This window comes from Burkholderia aenigmatica (assembly GCF_902499175.1).
Taxonomy (GTDB): domain Bacteria; phylum Pseudomonadota; class Gammaproteobacteria; order Burkholderiales; family Burkholderiaceae; genus Burkholderia; species Burkholderia aenigmatica.
In genome coordinates this window covers 1-20405 of the sequence record NZ_CABVQC010000050.1, presented here as the reverse complement: position 1 = coordinate 20405, position 20405 = coordinate 1, and the positions used below count along the sequence as shown (strand labels likewise).

Annotated in this window: 18 protein-coding genes; 9 read left to right on the top strand and 9 right to left on the bottom strand. The window is 65.5% G+C overall.

Translation table 11 applies throughout. From position 1 onward, the window contains the following. Nucleotides 1–48: 48 nt before the first annotated feature. Nucleotides 49–672, top strand: a complete 624-nt coding sequence (locus BDO18943_RS29180; protein WP_175024995.1) for a glutathione S-transferase family protein — start codon at nt 49–51, stop codon at nt 670–672. A gap of 88 nt (nt 673–760) precedes the next feature. Here BDO18943_RS29180 and BDO18943_RS29175 read toward each other — a convergent pair whose 3' ends face one another. Both BDO18943_RS29175 and BDO18943_RS29170 read right to left on the bottom strand, forming a co-directional pair. Next, on the bottom strand, nt 761–2161 hold the full coding sequence (locus BDO18943_RS29175; protein WP_175024994.1) for a serine hydrolase domain-containing protein: 1401 nt from the start codon (nt 2159–2161) through the stop codon (nt 761–763). A gap of 192 nt (nt 2162–2353) precedes the next feature. Further along, on the bottom strand, nt 2354–3532 hold the full coding sequence (locus BDO18943_RS29170; protein ID WP_235996217.1) for an NHL repeat-containing protein: 1179 nt from the start codon (nt 3530–3532) through the stop codon (nt 2354–2356). Between the two features lie 301 nt (nt 3533–3833). Between BDO18943_RS29170 and BDO18943_RS29165 the strand changes: the two genes are divergently transcribed. The 5 genes from BDO18943_RS29165 to BDO18943_RS29145 all read left to right on the top strand — a co-directional run bounded on the left by BDO18943_RS29165 (nt 3834) and on the right by BDO18943_RS29145 (nt 8006). Then, complete coding sequence (locus BDO18943_RS29165; protein WP_175024993.1) at nt 3834–4253, top strand: HIT family protein; 420 nt, start codon at nt 3834–3836, stop codon at nt 4251–4253. 254 nt (nt 4254–4507) lie between these two features. Next, nucleotides 4508–4672 carry a hypothetical protein gene (locus BDO18943_RS29160; protein WP_175024992.1) on the top strand — a complete coding sequence of 55 codons (165 nt, stop codon included), beginning with the start codon at nt 4508–4510 and terminating at the stop codon, nt 4670–4672. A gap of 143 nt (nt 4673–4815) precedes the next feature. Further along, complete coding sequence (locus BDO18943_RS29155; RefSeq protein WP_175024991.1) at nt 4816–5475, top strand: methyltransferase family protein; 660 nt, start codon at nt 4816–4818, stop codon at nt 5473–5475. Nucleotides 5476–5853: 378 nt separating this feature from the next. Further along, complete coding sequence (locus BDO18943_RS29150; protein ID WP_043181055.1) at nt 5854–6300, top strand: hypothetical protein; 447 nt, start codon at nt 5854–5856, stop codon at nt 6298–6300. A gap of 869 nt (nt 6301–7169) precedes the next feature. Further along, a complete protein-coding gene (locus BDO18943_RS29145) occupies nt 7170–8006 on the top strand; it encodes a bifunctional allantoicase/(S)-ureidoglycine aminohydrolase (RefSeq protein ID WP_011353825.1) in 837 nt (278 codons plus the stop codon). Between the two features lie 286 nt (nt 8007–8292). On the opposite strand, the gene BDO18943_RS29140 is transcribed toward BDO18943_RS29145, so the two are convergent. Then, nucleotides 8293–10389, bottom strand: a complete 2097-nt coding sequence (locus BDO18943_RS29140; RefSeq protein ID WP_235996216.1) for a translation initiation factor IF-2 associated domain-containing protein — start codon at nt 10387–10389, stop codon at nt 8293–8295. 497 nt (nt 10390–10886) lie between these two features. Here BDO18943_RS29140 and BDO18943_RS29135 point away from each other — a divergent pair, with 497 nt between their 5' ends. Beyond that, nucleotides 10887–11534, top strand: coding sequence for a hypothetical protein (locus BDO18943_RS29135; RefSeq protein WP_175024990.1), 648 nt, complete (start codon nt 10887–10889; stop codon nt 11532–11534). 217 nt (nt 11535–11751) lie between these two features. Here BDO18943_RS29135 and BDO18943_RS29130 read toward each other — a convergent pair whose 3' ends face one another. Together BDO18943_RS29130 and BDO18943_RS29125 are read right to left on the bottom strand one after the other, a co-directional pair. Next, nucleotides 11752–12654 carry an 8-oxoguanine DNA glycosylase OGG fold protein gene (locus BDO18943_RS29130; RefSeq protein ID WP_175024989.1) on the bottom strand — a complete coding sequence of 301 codons (903 nt, stop codon included), beginning with the start codon at nt 12652–12654 and terminating at the stop codon, nt 11752–11754. Between the two features lie 604 nt (nt 12655–13258). Continuing rightward, nucleotides 13259–14053 carry an aminoglycoside phosphotransferase family protein gene (locus tag BDO18943_RS29125; RefSeq protein ID WP_175024988.1) on the bottom strand — a complete coding sequence of 265 codons (795 nt, stop codon included), beginning with the start codon at nt 14051–14053 and terminating at the stop codon, nt 13259–13261. 238 nt (nt 14054–14291) lie between these two features. Between BDO18943_RS29125 and BDO18943_RS29120 the strand changes: the two genes are divergently transcribed. Next, nucleotides 14292–16415 (top strand): penicillin-binding protein 1A, encoded by a 2124-nt coding sequence (locus tag BDO18943_RS29120; RefSeq protein WP_175024987.1) that lies wholly within the window; start codon nt 14292–14294, stop codon nt 16413–16415. An 8-nt stretch (nt 16416–16423) separates the two neighbouring features. Continuing rightward, the gene (locus BDO18943_RS29115) at nt 16424–17035 is read left to right on the top strand and encodes a trimeric intracellular cation channel family protein (protein ID WP_043181041.1); all 612 of its coding nucleotides are present in this window, start codon (nt 16424–16426) and stop codon (nt 17033–17035) included. Nucleotides 17036–17124: 89 nt separating this feature from the next. On the opposite strand, the gene BDO18943_RS29110 is transcribed toward BDO18943_RS29115, so the two are convergent. The 4 genes from BDO18943_RS29110 to BDO18943_RS29095 form a co-directional block, all read right to left on the bottom strand. Next, nucleotides 17125–17511: a VOC family protein gene (locus tag BDO18943_RS29110; RefSeq protein WP_175024986.1), complete on the bottom strand. Its 387-nt coding sequence runs from the start codon at nt 17509–17511 to the stop codon at nt 17125–17127. 111 nt (nt 17512–17622) lie between these two features. Next, nucleotides 17623–18444 (bottom strand): heme ABC transporter ATP-binding protein, encoded by an 822-nt coding sequence (locus BDO18943_RS29105; RefSeq protein WP_175024985.1) that lies wholly within the window; start codon nt 18442–18444, stop codon nt 17623–17625. 19 nt (nt 18445–18463) lie between these two features. Further along, nucleotides 18464–19552, bottom strand: coding sequence for a FecCD family ABC transporter permease (locus tag BDO18943_RS29100; protein WP_175024984.1), 1089 nt, complete (start codon nt 19550–19552; stop codon nt 18464–18466). A gap of 15 nt (nt 19553–19567) precedes the next feature. Next, nucleotides 19568–20398 carry a heme/hemin ABC transporter substrate-binding protein gene (locus BDO18943_RS29095; RefSeq protein WP_235996221.1) on the bottom strand — a complete coding sequence of 277 codons (831 nt, stop codon included), beginning with the start codon at nt 20396–20398 and terminating at the stop codon, nt 19568–19570. Nucleotides 20399–20405 lie beyond the last annotated feature (7 nt).

Below are 20405 nucleotides of genomic sequence, written 5' to 3'. Positions count from 1 at the left end.
GTGTCGTGTGTCCCGGACGCTCCGCATCCGACCTCACAAGGAGACTGCATGCTGCACATCCTCGGCAAGATCCCGTCCATCAACGTTCGCAAGGTGCTGTGGCTGTGCACCGAGCTGAACCTGCCGTTCGAACAGGAGGACTGGGGCGCGGGCTTCCGTACGACCAACGATCCGGCCTATCTCGCGCTGAATCCGAACGGTCTCGTGCCCGTCATCAAGGACGACGATTTCGTGCTCTGGGAATCGAACACGATCATCCGCTACCTCGCGAACCGCTATGGCGGCGACGCGCTGTATCCGGCCGAGCCGCAGGCGCGCGCGCGGGTCGATCAGTGGATCGACTGGCAGGGTGCCGACCTGAACCGCTCGTGGGTCGGCGCGTTCCTCGGCCTCGTGCGGAAATCGCCCGATCACCAGGATCCGGCCGGCATCGCGCAGTCGATCGCGGGGTGGACGAAGCACATGCAGGTGCTGAACGCGCAGCTCGAAGCGACCGGTGCGTACGTGGCCGGCAACGGCTTCACGCTCGCGGACATTCCGATCGGCCTGTCGGTGAACCGCTGGTTCGGCACGCCGATCGAGCATCCGGATTTTCCGGCGGTGTCGCGCTATATCGAACGTCTCGCGACGCGCGAAGGCTTCCAGAAGTACGCGGGCAGCGCGAACCCGTGATCCATCGCAGGTAGCGCGCGGTGCGGCGGCGTGGCAATTGCCGCCGCGTCCGCGTCATGACCGGCATCACGGGCCCGCGGGCCCGTTTTTACGCGCCGGGCGCCGGCACCGCGTCGAGCACGCGCGCGAGAAACGCCTCGTGGTTCCACGCCGATTCCGGCCGCGACAGCCCCAGCCGCACGACCACCAGTTGACGGCTCGGCACCACGCTGACGAACTGGCCTTCATGACCGACCGCATGAAACGCGTCGGCCGGCATCGCGACCGCATGCGGATCGCGATCGTTGAATGGCTCCGGCACCTTGACCCACAGCTGCGCGCCGTATTCCTGGCGCTCCGACTGCGGCGTCGTGCGCGTCAGGTAGCGCACCCAGCCTTCCGGCAGCAGCCGCTGCCCGTCCCATACGCCGTCCTGCAGCAGTAGTTGGCCGAAGCGCGCCCAGTCGCGCGCGCTCGCATACATGTACGACGGGCTGACGAGCGTGCCGGATGCATCGGGCTCGAACACCGCGCTGCGCATCCCGAGCGGCGCGAACAGCGCGCGGCGCGGAAACGCGAGGTAGTCGTCCTCGCTGCCGCCCAGCGCTTCGCGCATCACGCGCGCGACGATCGCGCTCGTGCCGCTCGAGTAGGACCACCGCGTGCCGGGTGTCGCGGCGAGCGGCTTGGCCGACGCGAACCGCGCGGTATCGGGCTGCGCGTACAGCATCAACGCGACGTCGGACAGCGGGTCGTCGTAGTCCTCGTTGAATTGCAGGCCGCTCGTCATCCGCAGCAACTCGTCGAGCGTGATGGCGGCGCGCGGATCGCCGCTGCCGCGCCATTCGGGCAGCAGCGCCGACGTATCGGGCGACAGCTTGTGCTGCGCGACGAGCGTGCCGACCAGCGCGGCGGTGACGGTCTTCGTCATCGACCAGCCGGGCAGCGGCGTGTCGGCCGTGAAGCCGGGCGCATAGCGTTCGGCGATCACCTGGCCGCGCCACATCACGACGACCGCGCGCGTGCGCCGCGGCCGTGCCGGATCGGGCTCGTCGAATGCGCGGTCGAGCGCGGTCTGCAGCTTGTGCGCGTCGATGCCGGCCGGCAGCGTGGCCGGTGCCGGCTGCACGGGCGGCGGATCGGGGAGGGGCGGCAGCGCGGCCGGCAACGCGCCGGACGGCGGCCCGATCGCGAGCGTGCAGCCGAGCCCAGGCCGGAAGTCGGCTTCGCGTTCGGCGAAGCCGGCGAAGGTCGCTGTCGCGCGATGATGATCGGGATCGATCGACGGGTGCACCAGTTTCAGCAGCGGATGCACGCCGGCCATGATGTCGACGTCGATCACGGACGCGGCCGGGCGGCCCGATACGTACACGCCGGAACACAGCGCCTTCGCCGCATAGCCGGTCGCGATCGGCGCGAGCCGGGACAGCATGGTGCCCGTGTAGCCGATCGCGGCGACGGCCGCGAGCGCGACGCCGCGCAGGATCAGCTTCTTGAAGGGGATCGTCATGCGCGAGCGTCCTCGGTTGTCGGCAGGCAGAACATGAACCGGCAGTGTCGCAGGTTCGGGCCGGCGGTGGCAATCGCGGGCGCGTGAGGCGCCGGGCGGTGTCGACAGGGCGCACGTTGCCCGGCGTGTGTGAATCGTGTGTGTCGATCGCCCAGGTCGAACGGGCCGCGCGCGGCCCGTCCAGGTGGCGCATCACTGCGCGTTGTCGTTGTCGAACCGCAGGGTCCAGACTGACGCGGTATTCGTGTTGTCGTCGACGGCCGCGAATTGCAGCTGGCCTTTGCTGCCGTGCCCGAACGCAAGGCCGAACGCGGCCCCCGCAGCGGTGTCGACCTGCATTTGCGCGACGAAACGTCCGTCCACCGTGAATTCGACGATCTCGCTCGGCTGCTGCGCGTCGGCGTTGACCGCGTCGCCGTTCGCGGTCACGAGATGGCCGTTCGGTGCGAGCGCCAGCGCGAGCGGGCCGTGCAGGTGCGCCGCGTCGAAGTAGATCATCCGTCCGACGCCGCCGTTGCGATTCGTCGACGCGGCGTTCTGGATCGCGAACACCGCGTTGTCGCCGGTGGACGCGACATACAGCACGTCGATGTTCGGGTCGTACGCGAGGCCGGTCGGGCCGACGACGAGCGCATTGGGATCGGTTCGATTCACGTAGCCCGACGCGATGACGCGCGAGCCCGGCAGCATCGTGACGCCGTTGTCGCTGATTGCCAGTTCGATGCGTGAGACCGTTCCGTTCAGCACGTTCGACACGAACGCGGTCACGCGCTGGCCGCGATCGATCACGGTCATGTCCCACGGCCCGTCGAGCAGCGCCGCGCTGCTGAGTTGCGTGACGAGATTGCCTTGCGGGCCGATGACGAGCAGCGAGCCCGGTGGCGTGACGATCTTGCCGTCCGGCGTCGGGACGTTGCCGACCAGTACGAAGCCGCTGCGCAGCACCGCGAGCGCGGTCGTCAGGCCGAGATTGCTGCCCTGGAAGAAAGTCGTCGCCGGCGTCTTGCCGGGTGTCAGCTTCACGATCGTCGTGCCGGTGCCTTGCGCGTTCGACGCCGCGTTGAAGTTGGACACGACGACGTCGCCCGGTTTCAGCGTGCTCCAGGCCGGCACGCCGCGCGGCACGAACGCGATGCCGTATGGGTTGAGATCGCCGTTGGCGGGCACCGTCGAAGCGGTGAACGATGGAATCGGCAAGATGATGTCGTTGCCGCCGGCCCACGCGAAAGCCGACGACAACGCGACCAGCCCGGCACCGCAAACCGCGCGGCATAGCGCGTGCCCAAGCGTGCGCCGGACGCGCGCGAAGGCTGGCGGATCAACCGCAAAGACGGGCGCGGCGGGGGAGCGACAGGAGGGGAGAGGGTCCATGGCATGACTCCGGTTGATGATCGCGATCAGTCATCCCGGCTGCCGGCCTGCGCAGCCGACGGGTGTCCGGCGCGGGTTCGCGATCGTGCTCATGCGCTTGCCACGCGAACCCGCGCTCGAAATGAACGGATGGCGACGGCCGGATATTCCATTCTGTTACGCCCGTTGCATGCGAGCCGGCGTTCATTGTTCGCCGCAACGGGGACTCGGCCTGACAAGTTGAAATCCGACCCGCCATCGGCCGATAATCGTCCGGCATCGCTTTCCTACTCTCCCAGTCCAACCGTTATCGGAAAACGCCATGTCCTACGACAACAACAACCCGTTCGCCAAAATCCTGCGCGGCGAACTGCCGTGCGTGAAGGTCGCGGAAGACGACGCGACCCTCGCGATCATGGATCTGATGCCGCAGGCCGACGGCCACGTGCTCGTGATCCCGAAGGAGCCGGCCGCGCAGATCTTCGAGTTGTCCGGCGACGGCGCCGCGGCCGGCATCCGCATGACGCAGCGGGTCGCGGCGGCGGTGCGCGCGGCGCTCGAGCCGGACGGCGTGTTCATCGGCCAGTTCAACGGCGCGGCAGCCGGCCAGACGGTTCCGCATGTGCATTTCCACGTGATTCCGCGCTGGGAAGGCGCCGAGCTGCGGATGCACGCGCGCGAGATCGCCGACGCGGCGACGCTCGAAGCGCTCGCACAGCGCATTCGCGCACGCTTCGTGTAACGCGTCGATTGCACGCGGCGTGGCACGGTACGGCGCCTTGGCCGGCCGCCGTGCCGTCGCCTGTTTCAGCGGTCACGCGAGGTAACACGTGTAACCGCCGGCGAAACGCGGCCCGGCCCACCCGGCGCTAGACTCCGCGCATTGCTTCATCGAGCGACAGGAAGGGCGGATCGCCTCTTCGTGCCGGCTGCCGCACCACGCGGCGGCGCGGCTTTCGCGAGGTGCCATTCGTCTTTCGCGCCGGGAATCGAGCCATGTCCAGACTTCTCATCACGCTTACCCTGATCGGCGGCCTGTCCGGCTGCTACGTCGCGCCGCCGTACGGCTACGCGCCGGCGCCGGCCTACTACGGCTATGCGCCGGCGTATTACGCGCCGCCCGTCAGCGTCGGGATCGGCGGCAACTTCCGTATCCGCTGATCCGGCGCCGGGCGCGGGCGCTGGCCCCATCGGTCAGCGCCAATGCGTTGCGCCGGATGACTCGCGCGGATTCGCGCACCGCATGATCGCGGTGCGCTGCGCTTCCTATACTTCACAGGAAAGCGCATTCCGGTGAGGTAGCCATGACAGTCACCCGCAAGGTCGCCGCCCTGTCGGGCATCTCCACGCTCGTTTATCTCGGGCTCGCGGTGCTCGGTTTCGGTGGGTTCGCGGCCTTCTTCTCGCATCCACCGCTGACCGTCGCCGTCGTCGCGACGCTCGTGATGGCCGTCGCGGCATTGTTCACCGATGCCAACCTGAGCAGCGGCCAGCGCGAGAACCGCGACAACCGCTGGGTGCTCGCGGCGTTCGGCGTGACCGGGCTCCTGCTGGCGTACCTGCCCGCGCTGACCGACCGGCTCGACTTCTGGACCTTCGGCGGCGATGCGGTGCGCTGGATCGGCGTCGTGTTGTACATCGCGGGCGGTGTGCTGCGCATCTGGCCCGTATTCGTGCTCGGCAAGCGCTTCAGCGGGCTCGTCGCGATCCAGCCGGGCCATACGCTCGTGACCGACGGCATCTACCGCCGCATCCGCAATCCGAGCTATCTCGGCCTGCTCGTCAATTCGCTCGGCTGGGCGCTGGCATTCCGTTCGGGTGTCGGCGTGCTGCTGGTCGTGCTGACGATGGTGCCGCTCGTCGCGCGCATCCGCTCCGAGGAGGCGCTGCTGCGTGCGCAATTCGGCGCCGAATACGACGCGTATTGCGCGCGAACCTGGCGTCTGCTGCCCGGCGTGTACTGACCCTCTTCATTTCTTCGCGGCCGTCATTTCCGGGCCCGCCCACGATTCGTTCCCGATGTGTTGCCACGTGTGTCTCAAACGTGCGACGCCGCGCATGGCCGACCTGTTTTTCGGCAGGGCCGGACCCTCGGCGGAGCCAATGCCGGCGCGGGTTTGCGGGCATTCCGGGGCGCGCGTTCGAGATCGCTTATTCGTAAACAACTTGTTACCAGAATGTCCACGGCAAGGACGTGGGACCGGTGCTATTCTTCGCCGCAAGCTCATTGAAATGAATTGGTCCACGGTTCGGCACAATGCCTGACCCGACGTCGATCGATTCAGATCGTCGTACCGAGCGGACCTTCAATAACCAGATTGCGAACAAGGAAGAATACGGGAATGTGGAAGAAAATCGCCCCCGCTCTCGTCGTCGCCGCTTTGACCGGCGCGACTGCACTGCCGGCCATGGCAGGTGACATGAACAACGCGCTTGGCGGCGCGCTCGGCGGGGTAGCCGGCGCAGCAGTCGGCGGTGCGCTCGGCGGCAGCACGGGCTCGGTGATCGGCGGCGCCATCGGCGGCGGCGCGGGTGGCGCAGTGACGTCGAACCGTCGCGAGCGCACCGGCGCGATCATCGGCGGCGCCCTCGGCGGCGGCGCAGGTACCGCGGCAGGCAATGCGATGGGCGGCCGCACGGGCGGCCTGCTGGGTGCGGCTGTCGGCGGCGGCGCCGGCGCGGCGCTCGGCGGCAACATGTCGCGCAGCTCGTACGAACGCGATTACGGCGGCCGCGGCGATCGTGGCTATCGCCACCGCAAGCATCATCACCACCGCGACTGGGACTGATCGCCGCTGGCGCGGCACGGTGCGCGACCCGCGCACCGGCGCGCCGACGGCGTCGGCACCCGACGCGAGATTCGGCCCGGCGGCCTGCCGGGCCGCTATCGCCGGCCAGACCGGCGAACACTTACCGGCTTCATTAACCGCCGCCAGATGCCCGATCGACGGGCCGGCAAGCTTCCCTCCTCGCTGTCATTCCCCGTTTCCCGACTACACCGCCTCTCGCGACTGATTGCGTTCGAGCAGCGTCGATACCGTTCGCGTCACGTTCGATTCCCGTTGGTCCGTTCCGGCCTGATGGCGACTCATGATCGGCGCGGTGCACCTTGCTGCCGTGCGCGTGTCGTGGTTTTCCAATCTGCGTAACCAGATGTATCGCGACCCGCGTGCGCGACCGGCATGACTGCGGTGACTCGCCTGCGCTTCTAGCGTCCCGGCGGACGTGCGCGTTGCCGCGCCCGTCAGGATTTCCCTGATAGCCAGACCGTCGCGCCACGCTTCCTCACCGCGTATCGCGGGTGCCCGCCGGTAGTGGGAAATCGAATGGAATCCATCGCAACATTTAATTGGTCGATTGCGAACGACTTCGCTATCGTCGGCAAGGCTCGCGTACGGCATCGCACCGTGCCGCTGGCCGCGCCTCGCCGCATGATCGCGAGCGCCGCGGCCCGGCCGCCGGCTCCACAAGCATGGGCCGCCGCGTCCGATGAACCGGACGAACCCGTCGCGAAGCCTGGCCGACCGAACGAAGGCGCGTGCGCCTTCAAGCCACCCCGGCAACGATGTCCCGCCGCCGCATGCGTGCCCCACGCGCGTACGTGCCGCCCGATGCCGTTTGCGTCCGGGGCCGGACCAACCCATTGCCTGGATGCACTATGTCTAAGACAACGTATTACGCGCCGCATGGCGGCCACCCGCCGCAGACCGATCTGCTGACCGATCGCGCGATGTTCACCGAGGCGTACGCGGTGATCCCGAAGGGTGTGATGCGCGACATCGTCACGAGCTGGCTGCCGTTCTGGACGAACACGCGCCTGTGGGTGATCGCTCGCCCGCTGTCGGGTTTCGCGGAAACCTTCTCGCAGTACATCGTCGAAGTGAACCCGGGCGGCGGCAGCGACAAGCCCGAGCAGGACAAGAACGCCGAAGCCGTGCTGTTCGTCGTCGAAGGTGAAGCCGAGCTGACGCTGCAAGGCAAGAAGCACGTGCTGAAGCCGGGCGGCTACGCGTTCATTCCGCCGGGCGCGGACTGGACGCTGCACAACGTCAGCGATGCCGCGGTGCGTTTCCACTGGGTGCGCAAGCATTACCAGGCCGTCGACGGCATTCCGCTGCCGGAAGCCTTCGTGACCAACGAGCAGGACGTCGAGCCGATCCCGATGCCGGGCACCAACGGTGCATGGGTGACGACGCGCTTCGTCGACATGAGCGACATGCGCCACGACATGCACGTGAACATCGTGACGTTCGAGCCGGGCGGTGTGATTCCGTTTGCTGAAACGCACGTGATGGAGCACGGGTTGTATGTGCTGGAAGGGAAGGCCGTGTATCGCCTGAATCAGGATTGGGTCGAGGTCGAAGCGGGCGACTTCATGTGGCTGCGCGCGTTCTGCCCGCAGGCATGCTATTCGGGTGGCCCCGGCCGCTTCCGTTACCTGCTGTACAAGGATGTGAACCGCCACATGAACCTGTTGCTGAATCCGGCGCGTTAAGCGTCGTTCAAGCAGTTGGATGTGGGAGCCCGCCGGGGGAATGCCGGCGGGTTTTTTTTCGGGTTCTTCTTGGGTTTTCGGGGATGTCGGTTGCCGACCCCGAGCCGTCATTGGCCCTGGCCGCTTCCGATGGCCGCTTTCCACTCATCTCGGTCGTTGCGATCGCGCTTGGCACGAGTTAGCCCGATTTCACCTTCACGGCAATCGCCCCCCGTGCCGTACTTTCGCGACGCTGGCAGCTTAGCAGTGGTTCACGAAGAGGCTCCCTCGATGCTTTGGGTCGGCCTTATGACTTATCGCTTAGCATACCCTCAAGGATCGAGCGCAGGTCCGATGCCACCTCGTAACCCTCGGGAACCGAAAACCGATCTAAGAGCTTGTCGTCGTAACCCGACGCCTTCACCTCTACCTTCAGGGCCTTGTGTAATGTCTTTCCAAGAACGTTCGCAGGGGATTGTTCTAGGCCCTGTTGCCACAGTTCCTCTGATTCTGGCGATCCCCCGTTCTCGTAGAGCAAGCGAATGAACACCTTACGCTTGTCGAAGAAAACCTTTCTTGCACCCGTGCATTTCGAGGTTGCCGATCTTATCCAACTCTCAGACGTATCTATTGATACATTATAAAGACGACTTAGATAAGTTGCCTCACAGAAATAGGCTTCTGCGTCAGAATGAGTGGTAATCCATGCCGCGACGTCCTCTTCTGTATAGCGTTGAGCCCAGAGTCGGCATTCCTTGTCCGTCATGAAGTCTCGATCGCGGTGAATGACCACCTTAACGTCAAACGAATCCGCCGAGAGAAGCCCCTTTAATAACGAATTGCCAGGCAGATTGTCCACTCCGAAGCAGCGACAAATTGCTAATTGTCGGTGCAGTCGAGGCCACTGACGCAATATCGCTCTGATTGCTTGATCATTTTCATCTTCAACAAAAAAAAGGATTTTCTTATCTAGACCACCCCATCCAAGAAGTGCGCGCACATTGTCGTCTTGCTGTTGATAGACCTTACCTTGATTAACCCACAGCAGGTTTATCGCAGGGGAGGCCGCTCTGACTATGTGAGGACTATGCGTCGTCAAAATAATTTGCGCATCGAATTTCTGCGCAGCGTGCTCTAATGCCTCTATCAAACGTTCTTGTTTGTCAGGATGTAAATGCGCATCGGGCTCGTCAACAAGAAGAAGTTTGGGTCGAAACAAAATAAGATACGCGAAGATTTGAATCGCCTGCAAAACTCCTGTTGCCGCAGTTTCCAATGGACGTTTAATTCCTGACAACAAACTGTCGTCGAACGTTGCTTGAATCTTGATGTCCTCTCGATCGTTGAAAGTAACTTCCAATGACACACCTGGATGAATGATTTGTACGAGCTCGTTCAACTGCCTGACACGCAAACTTGCGGCGTCATCGTTCGTCTCTCCAAGTTGCCGACTTCCTATGTTAAACAGGACGTTTCGCAAAACACCGCCTGCGTCACCTCCGGCTGCTTGCCGTCGGAGCAACGGTTGAACGAGCAGGGTCTCATATTCGGATAGACCAGCCAGCCCTGGTATGTAAGCAGTAATCAGATCTGTTCTTTGCTTAAATGGCGTAACGGCGGGACCACCTTCGATACTGACCGAAATACCCGCCGACGCCCGCGCTGCCCAAATCTTGATCGTCGCTGCCGAAGAGGACCCGTCCTCAGTGGGGACGTGGTTGAAAACTACGGCGGTGGGTTCCGAGCTTCTCTCGGGCGATAGTTCCTTCTTGTGTGCCGTTTTCAGTGGCTCACTCGACGGCGAATAGTCTAGTCGTTCAAACGACACCGACTCACTTTGGTTCCGGGGTGCAACATAACTGGCCGCGCGGGCCGCCCAATGAATCGCTTGCAGCACTGAAGATTTACCGGACCCGTTCGGCCCCACCAGAATCGTTACGTCAGCGAGCGGTACAGTAAGGCGCTCCACCGCCTTGAAATTTGATATTTCAATCGATTGAAGCTTGCTCCAGCGTATCCTTTTCCCTGACGTCAATCCGACGTCCGGGCCGAGATTTTCGATTGCCACCCCTGTTATCGTTACATCGTCGGCCTTTGCGTCTTTCGGTTTTTGTGGCGTGGCTGTCGGCGCAGCTTCCTTTTGTACGAAAGTCCTTTTCTTTCGAACTTCGACTTGAACTGTCCGACGACGTCCATCCCCTGGATTTCGCGTTAAAATTATCTTTTTCTCGCGATCCGAACCATGAATTTTTCTAAGATGGAGGAGTAGAAGCTCCTTATCTTTCTCACTAATCTTATCTTTTGTGCTTTTTACGTTTGCGCCAACCAAGTTTAAATACTCGAGCATGGTCTCGGACGGCATCTTAAGCTCGGCAGCAAATTGTTCTACGGTGTGGCTTGCCATACGCTAACGTTTCACTCTCGAAGTTACGTAAAATTTCAAATCAGCCAAGCATGTTCGATACGCACAGTCGGCAGCTTGGTGGAGAATCGGAGAATCGGAACGCATTGCTTCCGTCGGTCAATAGTTAATGGTACCGGGTTCCTGATTGCGCATGCTACGGGCTTTGCAGAAATCAATCCGTGCCGTGCTGCGGATGCGCCGCCTATGGCTGGACGCTTATCAGCCTATCAAATCATTTTTTTACACGCCAAATGGCGACCGTCTTTTCCTCGCGTTGCGTACCCGAACCATCATCTCTCGCCTCTCATGTTGGATCAGGGGCGCTCATCGGTGCACGATGGGCCGTTGTCAGGGAGGAGCCGACTTTCAAACGTTCGCGTTGACGAGCATGCGAACGACTGTAGCTGGCCGATAGTGTTGAAAAAACCGGAAATTCTCCTGGACGTTGCGTATTCTCTGATGTGAGCGATCGATACGGTAACGTACACGAGAAAACCATGAAAACCACGCGCGCACTGCTACTCGCCGCCGCGCTGCTTGCCGGGTGCCAGACTGCCACGCAGCAACGAGCAAATCATATGTCCGTAGTCATCAAACAGACTGTCGCGCAAATGAAAGATTGCGCTGCCGAGGCGTACAACAGTCCTCAGGCGGCGCCGATACGCGCTCGACGCCCGATGGACCCCGCCGACGCGACACTGGCACAGCTAAATAGCGCTGACCATGCATCACTGAACGAGATTAAATCCCTGTACGCAGTTCACGACATGATCCAGCCGTGCCGCAAGGCAACTGCGGACGAACTGATGACGGTCACGCCTACGGTAGTACCTATCCTGCTGGACAGTTATCAGGAAGGCGATACGGCGCTGCTGTCGCTGATTAACCAGCAAACGACGTGGGGGCAGTACCTTCAGGATCAGCAACGCGAGGAAAACGTCGGTAAGGCCAAGCTGATCGTCGAATTGAATCGTATCCAGAGCGATCTACAGCAGTCGTATCAGGCCGAGATGCAGCAGCGCGCGCAGGCCGCACAGGCGATGGCAAATTACCTACAGACACAACAGGCTATCAATTCGATGAATCGACCTGTGTACACGAACTGCACGAGCTTCGGCAACACGACCAACTGCCTGACGCACTGACATGTTCGTCAGCGGGAACGTCCGTTGTCTGGACGCATCCGACGCTCAAATGTCCACCCGAGAACTCGATCGAATGGCCGGTGATGGCCGGAAACAGCGGCCACATAATTGTTCATTTCAGCATGAGCAAGTCGGTATGGCGCATTATTGCGCCATACCGCCATAGAGCCATGATGAATGCATCGAGGGCCTAAAGCCCTGGGATCTGCGCGACAAGTTATGCGCAGGCATGGTTGCCGAGAATGATCTGAAACGACATCGCTGCGACTTCGGCGCGCAGGGCCCGGCGCGACGCGAGGTACCGTGCCGCGGCGTCGCGCCGCTTCTTGTGAGTGCCCGGGGAGGTCCAGTCCAGCGTGTTGAGGAACAGGCGCCAGTCAGACTGCGGCGAGGAAAAGACCCAGCGCTCGACCTCAGCGCCGTCGGGCAGCCCTAGCTTCTCGGTCAGCGCCTCCAGTTCGCGGCAGAAGAAGTCGTAGTCGAACCCGCTCACGGAGTCCCGAATGCCTTCGCCCTGTCCGAAGGACAGGCGGATGCCGTTGCCATCGATCAGCTCGAATACCGGCTCCGCGCAAGCGCCGGCACGCCAGTTCTGCGCACGGAGGGCCAGGATCGACTTGGCGAGCCACTGGTCCAGGATGTAGGCGCCCTTGCAGCCGAAGAAGTACATGATCTTGGTGAAGAACGACGGCCCGATGCCGCGCAGCAAGCGACGGCGGCGCAGGTGGCGGAAGCGCTCGTAGGCTTCGGCACGGGTGAGCGTAGGCAGCTCGGCCAGCAGCGGCAGCAGGTTCGGCATGGACTCGGCCACCCGCCAGTTGTTCCTGCCACCGGGCCCCATGTTGGCACCGCCGTATGCCAGAACTGCGTAGACGAGCAGATCGGGATCGATGACTGCGTCATGGCACATAGTCCACGTCTCGTCGCGGCGGAGTTTGCGGCGCAGCTCAGGATGTGCGGCGCAACGGGCGGCCAGCTCGTGGTTCCCCCAGGACCGGGCCCACGCTTCGGTGCTGTACCCCCGCCAAGCGCGGGGATCCTCCTGCGCGATCAGCATGCCGAGGGTGACCTGGTGCCAGTGGTTGGCAGGAATGCCGGCGTCAGAATGCAAAGAAGCCATCGTGAATCTCCTAGGTTGGGAAGAAATCGATGGCTTCAGATTGCGGCCGCTACCGCGTCAGATTGCCATCGGTAAAGACTCTCTGCGGTGCTGACGGTCGATCAGCACCGCAGAAAATCCGTACCGAGGCACTATCTAGCCGGGATACCCAGGTGATCCTAGGCCGTCCAGTTGGCGTGAACCTCTTGCGATCAAGGTCACCCCGGCGTGAATGGACTGGGTGAACAGTGTCGTTGCGTGCTCACCTCGGGAGCGGAAGTCTATCGAAACGCCCGGCAAACAGTCAAGCGCCTGCCAGCCAACCCGCAGGCGACCTCCTCCTAGCGGTGCAAAGAGAGGCTTGCTGCCGTTCCTCGGATACTGGCGTTTCTTCGCGACGCGGAGGCGTGCCGAAGCGACGTTGGACGGAGTCGAAAGGCTTGGCCGACGCCCGTGGCGAAGCAGTCTCTGTACCCTCGACGCTTAAGAGGCGGCTGCTCCTCACCCAACTCGGTCATGGGAACTGCGCCTTCAGATGACTCCAATTGGCCGAAAGCCGTCGATCGATCTTCCTTGCGCTCCCCGGAAACTCGCGCTGAACCTGCTTTCGCAGTGATGCGTATTGCTACTTGCCGAGTGCAGCCGCGGCGAGCGTTGCGACCTGCAGCCGCGCATCGGGCGGCAGGCCGTCCTCGATCAACCACATCGCCGACAAACCCGACCACGCGAGAATCCACTGCAGCAGCCGGTGCCGGTCGAGCTTCGCCGCCTCGGCCACGAGCGTGACACAACGCTCGAAGCGCACGGGATCGACCGCAATATCGTGCGAGGGATTGCAGAACAGGTTCGCGTAGTCGAACGCGCGATCGCCGCGCAGCCCTTTCGGATCGATCGCGAGCCAGCCGCGTTCGCCGAAATGGAGGAGGTTGCCGTGATGGATGTCGCCGTGCAGGACGACTTCATCGACGGGCGGCCCGGCTAGCAACTGGCGCGCGACCGTTGCCGAGCTGAGTAGCACGTCTCTGCCAGAAGCATCTGATAGCAGCGCATGAAACCAGTCGTGCAGCGGCACGACCGAAGGCGGTTCCGAAGCACGATGCCCATGCAGCCGGGCGACGACATCACACGCGATCCGCATCGCATCATCGTCGCGCCCCGATTCCGAAAAACCCGCCAGCGTCGGCGCCGGCTGCGCCCGTTCGAGCAGGACCGCATCACCGTCGTGCTGCCACACCTGCGCCGCGCCTTGCCCGTTCCACCAGGTCATCAGCGCATTGCCGCGACGCTCTTCGTCACACGTGGCGATCTTCAGCATCGCCGGCCGCGATTGCCAGACGACCGGCAGCAGGCCGCCGCTCGCGGTCAGGATCGGGTTGCCGTCGGGAACGAGGCCCCACAGGCCGAGATATCGATCGAACATCCCGCGATCCTACAGGCGAACCGGATCGTGTGCAGCGTGGTTCTTCCGACAGTGCGTCAAGCGGTCGCAGGTGTGCCACGAACGGCCCAGGCCCACTTTTCTAAATAAAATTTAGCCAGCCCAACTTTGGCTAAAGAATGTTCCGGTTTCGCGCCATCCCTTCGACAATGCGCGCCTTTCGTGACCGGTCGGTGCCTCCCGCGCACCGGCCGTCGCAGCATCGAAGATGGAGCCCGACATGACCGACCACACCGCATCCCCGCCACCCCCACCCGCGCCGCCGCCACGCCGCCGCCGCATGTGGCGCACGCTCGCGGGCGCGCTGCTCGGCCTGACGGTCGCGTGCGCGGGTATCGGCGCATGGACGATCCAGCGCATCTGGACGCAGTTACCGTCCGTCGAGCACCTCGCCGTGTACCGTCCCGCGCTGCCGCTGCGGATCTTCTCGCGCGACGGCGACCTGCTGGCCGAATACGGCGTCGAGCGCCGTGAGTTCGTGCCGCTCGAACGCATCCCGCCGCTGATGCGGCAGGCGCTGCTCGCGGCCGAGGACGCGAAGTTCTACCAGCACGGCGCGGTCGATTTCAGCGGCCTCGCGCGCGCGACGTTCGCGAACGTCGTGACGGGGCAACCCGGGCAGGGCGGCAGCACGATCACGATGCAGGTCGCGCGCAACTTCTACCTGACGCGCGACAAGGTGCTGAGCCGCAAGCTCGCCGAGATCCTGATGGCGACCAAGCTCGAACGCGAATACAGCAAGGACAAGCTGCTCGAGCTGTACATGAACGAAATCTATCTGGGCGAGCGCGCGTACGGTTTCGCGGCGGCCGCGAACGTGTATTTCGGCAAGCCGCTCGACGCGCTGAGCGCAGGCGAGGCGGCCGTGCTCGCGGGGCTGCCGAAGGCGCCGTCCGCATTCAACCCGGTCGTCAATCCGGCGCGCGCGACCGCGCGGCGCAACTACGTGCTCGACCGCATGCATGCGCTCGGCCAGCTCGACGACGCGACGTACCGCGCGGCCGTCGACGCACCGATCGCGTTGGCGACCACCCCGCCGCCCGGGATCATCGCGGCGCCTTACGTCGCCGAGCGCGCGCGCCGGATGATGGTCGAACGCTTTCACGACGACGCCTATACGCTCGGCCTCGACGTGACGACGACGATCTCGATGCGCGACCAGCGCGCGGCTGAAGCGTCGCTCGAACGCACGCTGAGCCGTCAGCAGCGCGCGAAGCGCGATGCGCGCAACGGGCTCGAAGGCGCACTCGTGTCGCTCGACGCGGCAACCGGCGACATGCTCGCGCTCGTCGGCGGCGCGGATTTCAACCGCAACGTGTTCGACCATGCGCTGCAGGCGTATCGCCAGCCGGGTTCGAGCTTCAAGCCGTTCGTCTATTCGGCGGCGCTGGAAAAGGGCTACTTCCCGGGCGTGCTCGTCGACGATACGCAGCGCACGCTCACGCATGAGGAAACCGGCGCGCGGCCGTGGCGCCCGCGCAATTTCGCCAACAACTACGAGGGCTTCATCCCGGTGCGGCGCGGGCTCATGCGCTCGAAGAACCTGGTCGCGGTCAGCCTGATGCAGGCCACCGACGCGCGCTACGTGCAGCAGCACGCGGTGCACTTCGGCTTCGACGCGCAGCGCAATCCGGCGTCGCTGCCGCTCGCGCTCGGCGCGGGCGCCGTGACGCCGCTCGAACTGGCAAGCGCCTACAGCGTGTTCGCAAACGGCGGCACGCGGATGGTGCCGCGCCTGATCCTGTCGGTGAAGCAGCGTCATGGCGGTGCGATGTACGAGGCCACTGCACCCGCTGGCGAGCGCGTCGTGTCGGCGCGCAATGCGTTCATGATGGACAGCATGCTGCGTGACGTCGTGAAGTCCGGCACCGCACGCGGTGCGCTCGCGCTGCGTCGCGACGACGCGGCCGGCAAGACGGGCACGTCGAACGGGTCGAAGGACGTGTGGTTCGCCGGCTACTCGTCGGGCATCGTCGCGGTCGCGTGGCTCGGCTACGACACGCCGCGCCCGATGGGGCGCGCGACCGGCGCATCGCTGGCGTTACCGGTCTGGCTCGACTACATGAAGACGGCCGTCGATGGGCGTACGTCGGTCGAGGCGACGCCGCCGCAGGACGTCGCGCTTGTCGACGGCGACTTCGTCTACGCCGAATACACGCGCGGCACGTGCACGGCCGATGTGCCGTCGTACATCCGCAGCCGCTTCGCGTGCGGCGGAGCGGCGGTGGCGGCTGGTGCGTCCGGCACGCCGGGCGACCATGGCAAGCCCGTCGAGCCGATGCCTGCCGCGGTCGATGCGGCCGAGCGCGAGCGCGTGCTCGACCTGTTCCGGACGGATGACTGACGCACACCATGCATACGCTTTATCTGATTGCAATCGTCGCGGAAGCGATGTCGGGGGCGCTGATGGGCATGCGCCGCGGGATGGACCGTTTCGGGCTCGCGCTCGTCGGCGCGGTGACGGCGCTCGGCGGCGGCACCGTGCGCGACGTGCTGCTCGGCCACTATCCGCTCGGCTGGATCGCGCATCCGGAGTACCTGGTGATCACGCTCGTCGCGGCGACCGTCGCGTCGTGGGTCGCACGGCATGTCGCGCGAATGAAGACGCTGTTCGTCACCGTCGACGCGATCGGCCTCGCGGCATTTACGATCATCGGCTGCGACATCGGCGCGTCGACGGGCACCGCGCCTATCATCGTCGTGCTGGCCGGCGCGATTACGGGCGTCTGCGGCGGGATGCTGCGCGACCTGCTGTGCAACGAGATGCCGCTGATCCTGCGCGAGGAACTGTATGCGAGCGTCGCGTTCGTCACGGGCGCGCTCTATGTCGGGATGCAGCACCTTGGCATCGATGCCGGGGTCGCGACGGTGGTCGCGCTTGTCGCGGGGTTCGCGATGCGGATGTTCGCGGTGCGGCTGGGCTGGAAGATGCGCACGTTCGGCGTGGCCGACGTCGAGCATTGAGCAGGGAGGCTCGCCACCCGCGCGGCGGGTTGGGGGCGCGAGCGGTGCCGGCCCGGGCGTTCGGGTGAGCGCCCGGGCCGAACCGAACGTCAGTCGGCCTGCATCACCTGGAAGACGTTGCCTTCCGGATCGATGCCGTCGTACATCGTGTACGCGAACCCGTCATAGCGCTTGAGATCGCGCACCGTCACGCCGCTGCCGGCCAGCCGGTCGCGATGCGCGCCGATATCCTGGCCGATCGAGAACACGAACTTCACGTGGCTCGCTTCCGCGCGCGTCTCCGCGTGAGCGGGCGCCGCGTGGCGGAACGCCGGGCCGGCGAGATGCAGCGCGAGCTCGATGGCGCCTGCGCCGAGCACGGCCCACTCGTTGTCGATTTCCTCGACGACGGGCAGATCGAAATACTGCCGGTAGAACGTCTTGAGCGATGCGACGTCCTGGACGTACAGGATGATGCGGGTCATCGGAAGTGGCATGCGGGTCTCCTTGAAGGGGATGCGCGAAGCGCGATTGATGCTGCGTGAACGTGCTGCTATCGGTAAGACCAGACATCGAGCAGTGCAACAGTCGTGCGGCGCAGGCCCGCGCTATGCAGGCACCATCACCGGCGGCGTGCCGTCGCCGGTGTCCACCATCTTCACCGCGAATCCGTAGCACTGCGCGATATGGGCCGGCGTCATCACGTCGCGCGGCGTGCCGTGCGCGACGATCGTGCCGTCGGCGAGCATCGCGATCGTATCCGCGTGCCGTGCGGCGAGATTCGGATCGTGCACGATCGCGAGCACGCCGAGCTGCCATTCGCGCGCAACGCTGCGCACGGTATCGAGCAGGCGGTGCTGATGCGCGAGATCGAGCGCGGCGGTTGGCTCGTCGAGCAGCAGGTAGCGCGGGCCGTATTCCGTTGCATCGTCGTCCGGCCACAGCTGCGCAAGCACGCGGGCGAACTGCACGCGCGCGAGTTCGCCGCCCGACAGTGTCGTCACGTCGCGGCCGACGAGCGCATCGGCGCCCGCGCGTTCGAGTGCCCGCCACGCGATGTCGCGATCGCGGTGCGACGTCGCGCCGCTGCGCCGCGCATGCGGATAGCGGCCGAGCAGCACGATTTCGTCGACGCTGAACGGGAACGCCGGCTGCGCGGTCTGCGGCAGCACCGCGCGCAGGCACGCGAGCCGCGGTGCGTCGATGTGCGCAAGCGGTTCGCCGTTCAGCGTAATGTCGCCGGTCACGCGCACGCCGTTCGGCGCGCCGCCGCCGGTCAGCTCGCCGGCAAAGGTCTTCAGCAGCGTGCTCTTGCCCGCGCCGTTGCGGCCGAGCAGCGCGGTCACGCGGCCGGGTTCGATCGACAGCGACAGGTCGCGCAGGATCGTGCTGTGTCGACGGGCGACGTCGAGGTGATGGGCGGTCAGCATGGTCGTCGTGAGGGAAGGGTTAGCCGCCGAGCGCGCCGCGGCTCTTCCACAGCAGCGCGAGAAAGAACGGCGCGCCGAGCAGCGCGGTCAGCACGCCGAGCGGAATTTCAGCGGGCGCGGCAACGGTGCGCGCGGCGAGATCGGCGGCGAGCGTCAGCAGCGCGCCGAGTAGCGCGGCGCCGGGCAGCACGACCCGCTGGTCGGGGCCGCACGCGAGGCGCACGCAATGCGGCGCGACGAGCCCGATGAAGCCGATGATGCCCGCGCACGACACCAGCGCGCCGACTGCGAGCGCGACTGCGACAAGCACGCGCCGCTTCAGCCGCTGCACCGGTACGCCGAGGTGCAGCGCCTCGGTTTCGCCGAGCTGCAGTGCATTCAATGAGTTTCGTTCGCGCGCGAGCAGCACGCAGCCGATCGCGACGCACGGCGCGACGGCCGCCAGCGCGGACCATTGCGCGCCGCCGAGGCTGCCGAGGCTCCAGAAGGTCAGCGAGCGCAATTGCGCGTCGTCGGCGACGAACGTGAGGAGCCCGATCGCAGCACCGACCAGCGCATTGATCGCGATGCCGGCGAGCAGCAGCAGCGGCAGCGCGAGCCGGCCGCGCGACGCAGCGAGCCGGTAGACAAGCGCCGCGACCGCGAGCGCGCCCGCGAATGCGGCGACAGGCAAGGCGGCCGCGCTCACGTGCGCGGCAAAGAGTGCGGGGCCGAGCACGATCATCGTCGTTGCACCGAGCGCGGCGCCGCTCGACACGCCGACGAGCCCCGGATCCGCAAGCGGGTTGCGGAACAGCGCCTGCATCGCGGCGCCGGTCGCCCCGAAGCCGCCGCCGACCAGCAATGCGAGCGCGACGCGCGGCGCGCGGATGTCGAACAGCACCGCGCGCGCCTGCTGCGCGGCCGCATCGCCGGTCAGCGCGGCCCAGGCTTCCGCGAGCGGAATGCGATAGGCGCCGACGCACAGCGCGACGACGGACATCGCGCACACGAGGCAGGCAAGCGCAGCCAGCGCGAACGGTGCGAAGCGGCGTGACGTGCCGATGCGCGCGGCGCCGGAGCGCGATGCGGGCGACGGTGCAGAGAAGGGCGAAGCGTGAGCGGGCATCGAGGCAGTCCGGAATCAGGCGAGCGCATCCGACAGGCGTCGGTGCAAGGTCGTGACGGCGAGCGGCAGGCGCGGGCCGAAGCCGAGCAGGAACAGCGCATCGAGCGCCACCACGCGCTGTGCACGGCCGGCCGGCGTCGCGCCGAAGCCGGGCGTCGCGAGCAGTGCGGCGCGGCCGCCGACGGCCGCGAGCCCTTCGTCGGAGATCAGCACGACGTCGGGCGCGGCGGCCGCCAGCGCCTCGGTCGTCAGCGGCTTGTAGTGATCGAAGCCCTGCATCGCGTTGCGCGCGCCCGCGTAGCGGATCATTGCGTCGGCGGCCGTGCGCTGGCCGGCGACGAGCGCCTGGTTGCCGGTATGGTTCAGCACGAACAGCACGCGCGGCGGCTGTGCGCTGCCGGGCGCGCGGGCAGCGACCGCGTCGCGCGCGGCCTGCCAGTCGCGGTCGAAACGTTGCAGCAGCGCGGTACCCGCGTCGCGCACGTCGAGCGCCTGCGCGACGCCCGTGATCTTCGCGCGCACCGATTCGACGTCGTGGCGCTCGTCGAACGTCGTTACCGCGACGCCGGCGCTTTTGACTTGCGCGATGGCGGTAGGCGGCCCGGCTTCCGCCGACGCGAGCACGAGATCGGGACGTAGCGACAGCAGCCCCTCGGCCGACAGCGCGCGCTGGTAGCCGACCTTCGGCAGCCGCTTCGCGGCGTCGGGGTACGTGCAGGTCGTGTCGGCGCCGACGAGCCGGTAGCGCGGCGTCTCGGCGCCGCCGAGCGCGAACGCGGTTTCCGCGAGTGCGCCGCCGATCACGACCACGCGTTTCGGCGCGGCCGGCGCACCCTGGGCGAGCACGCTGCCG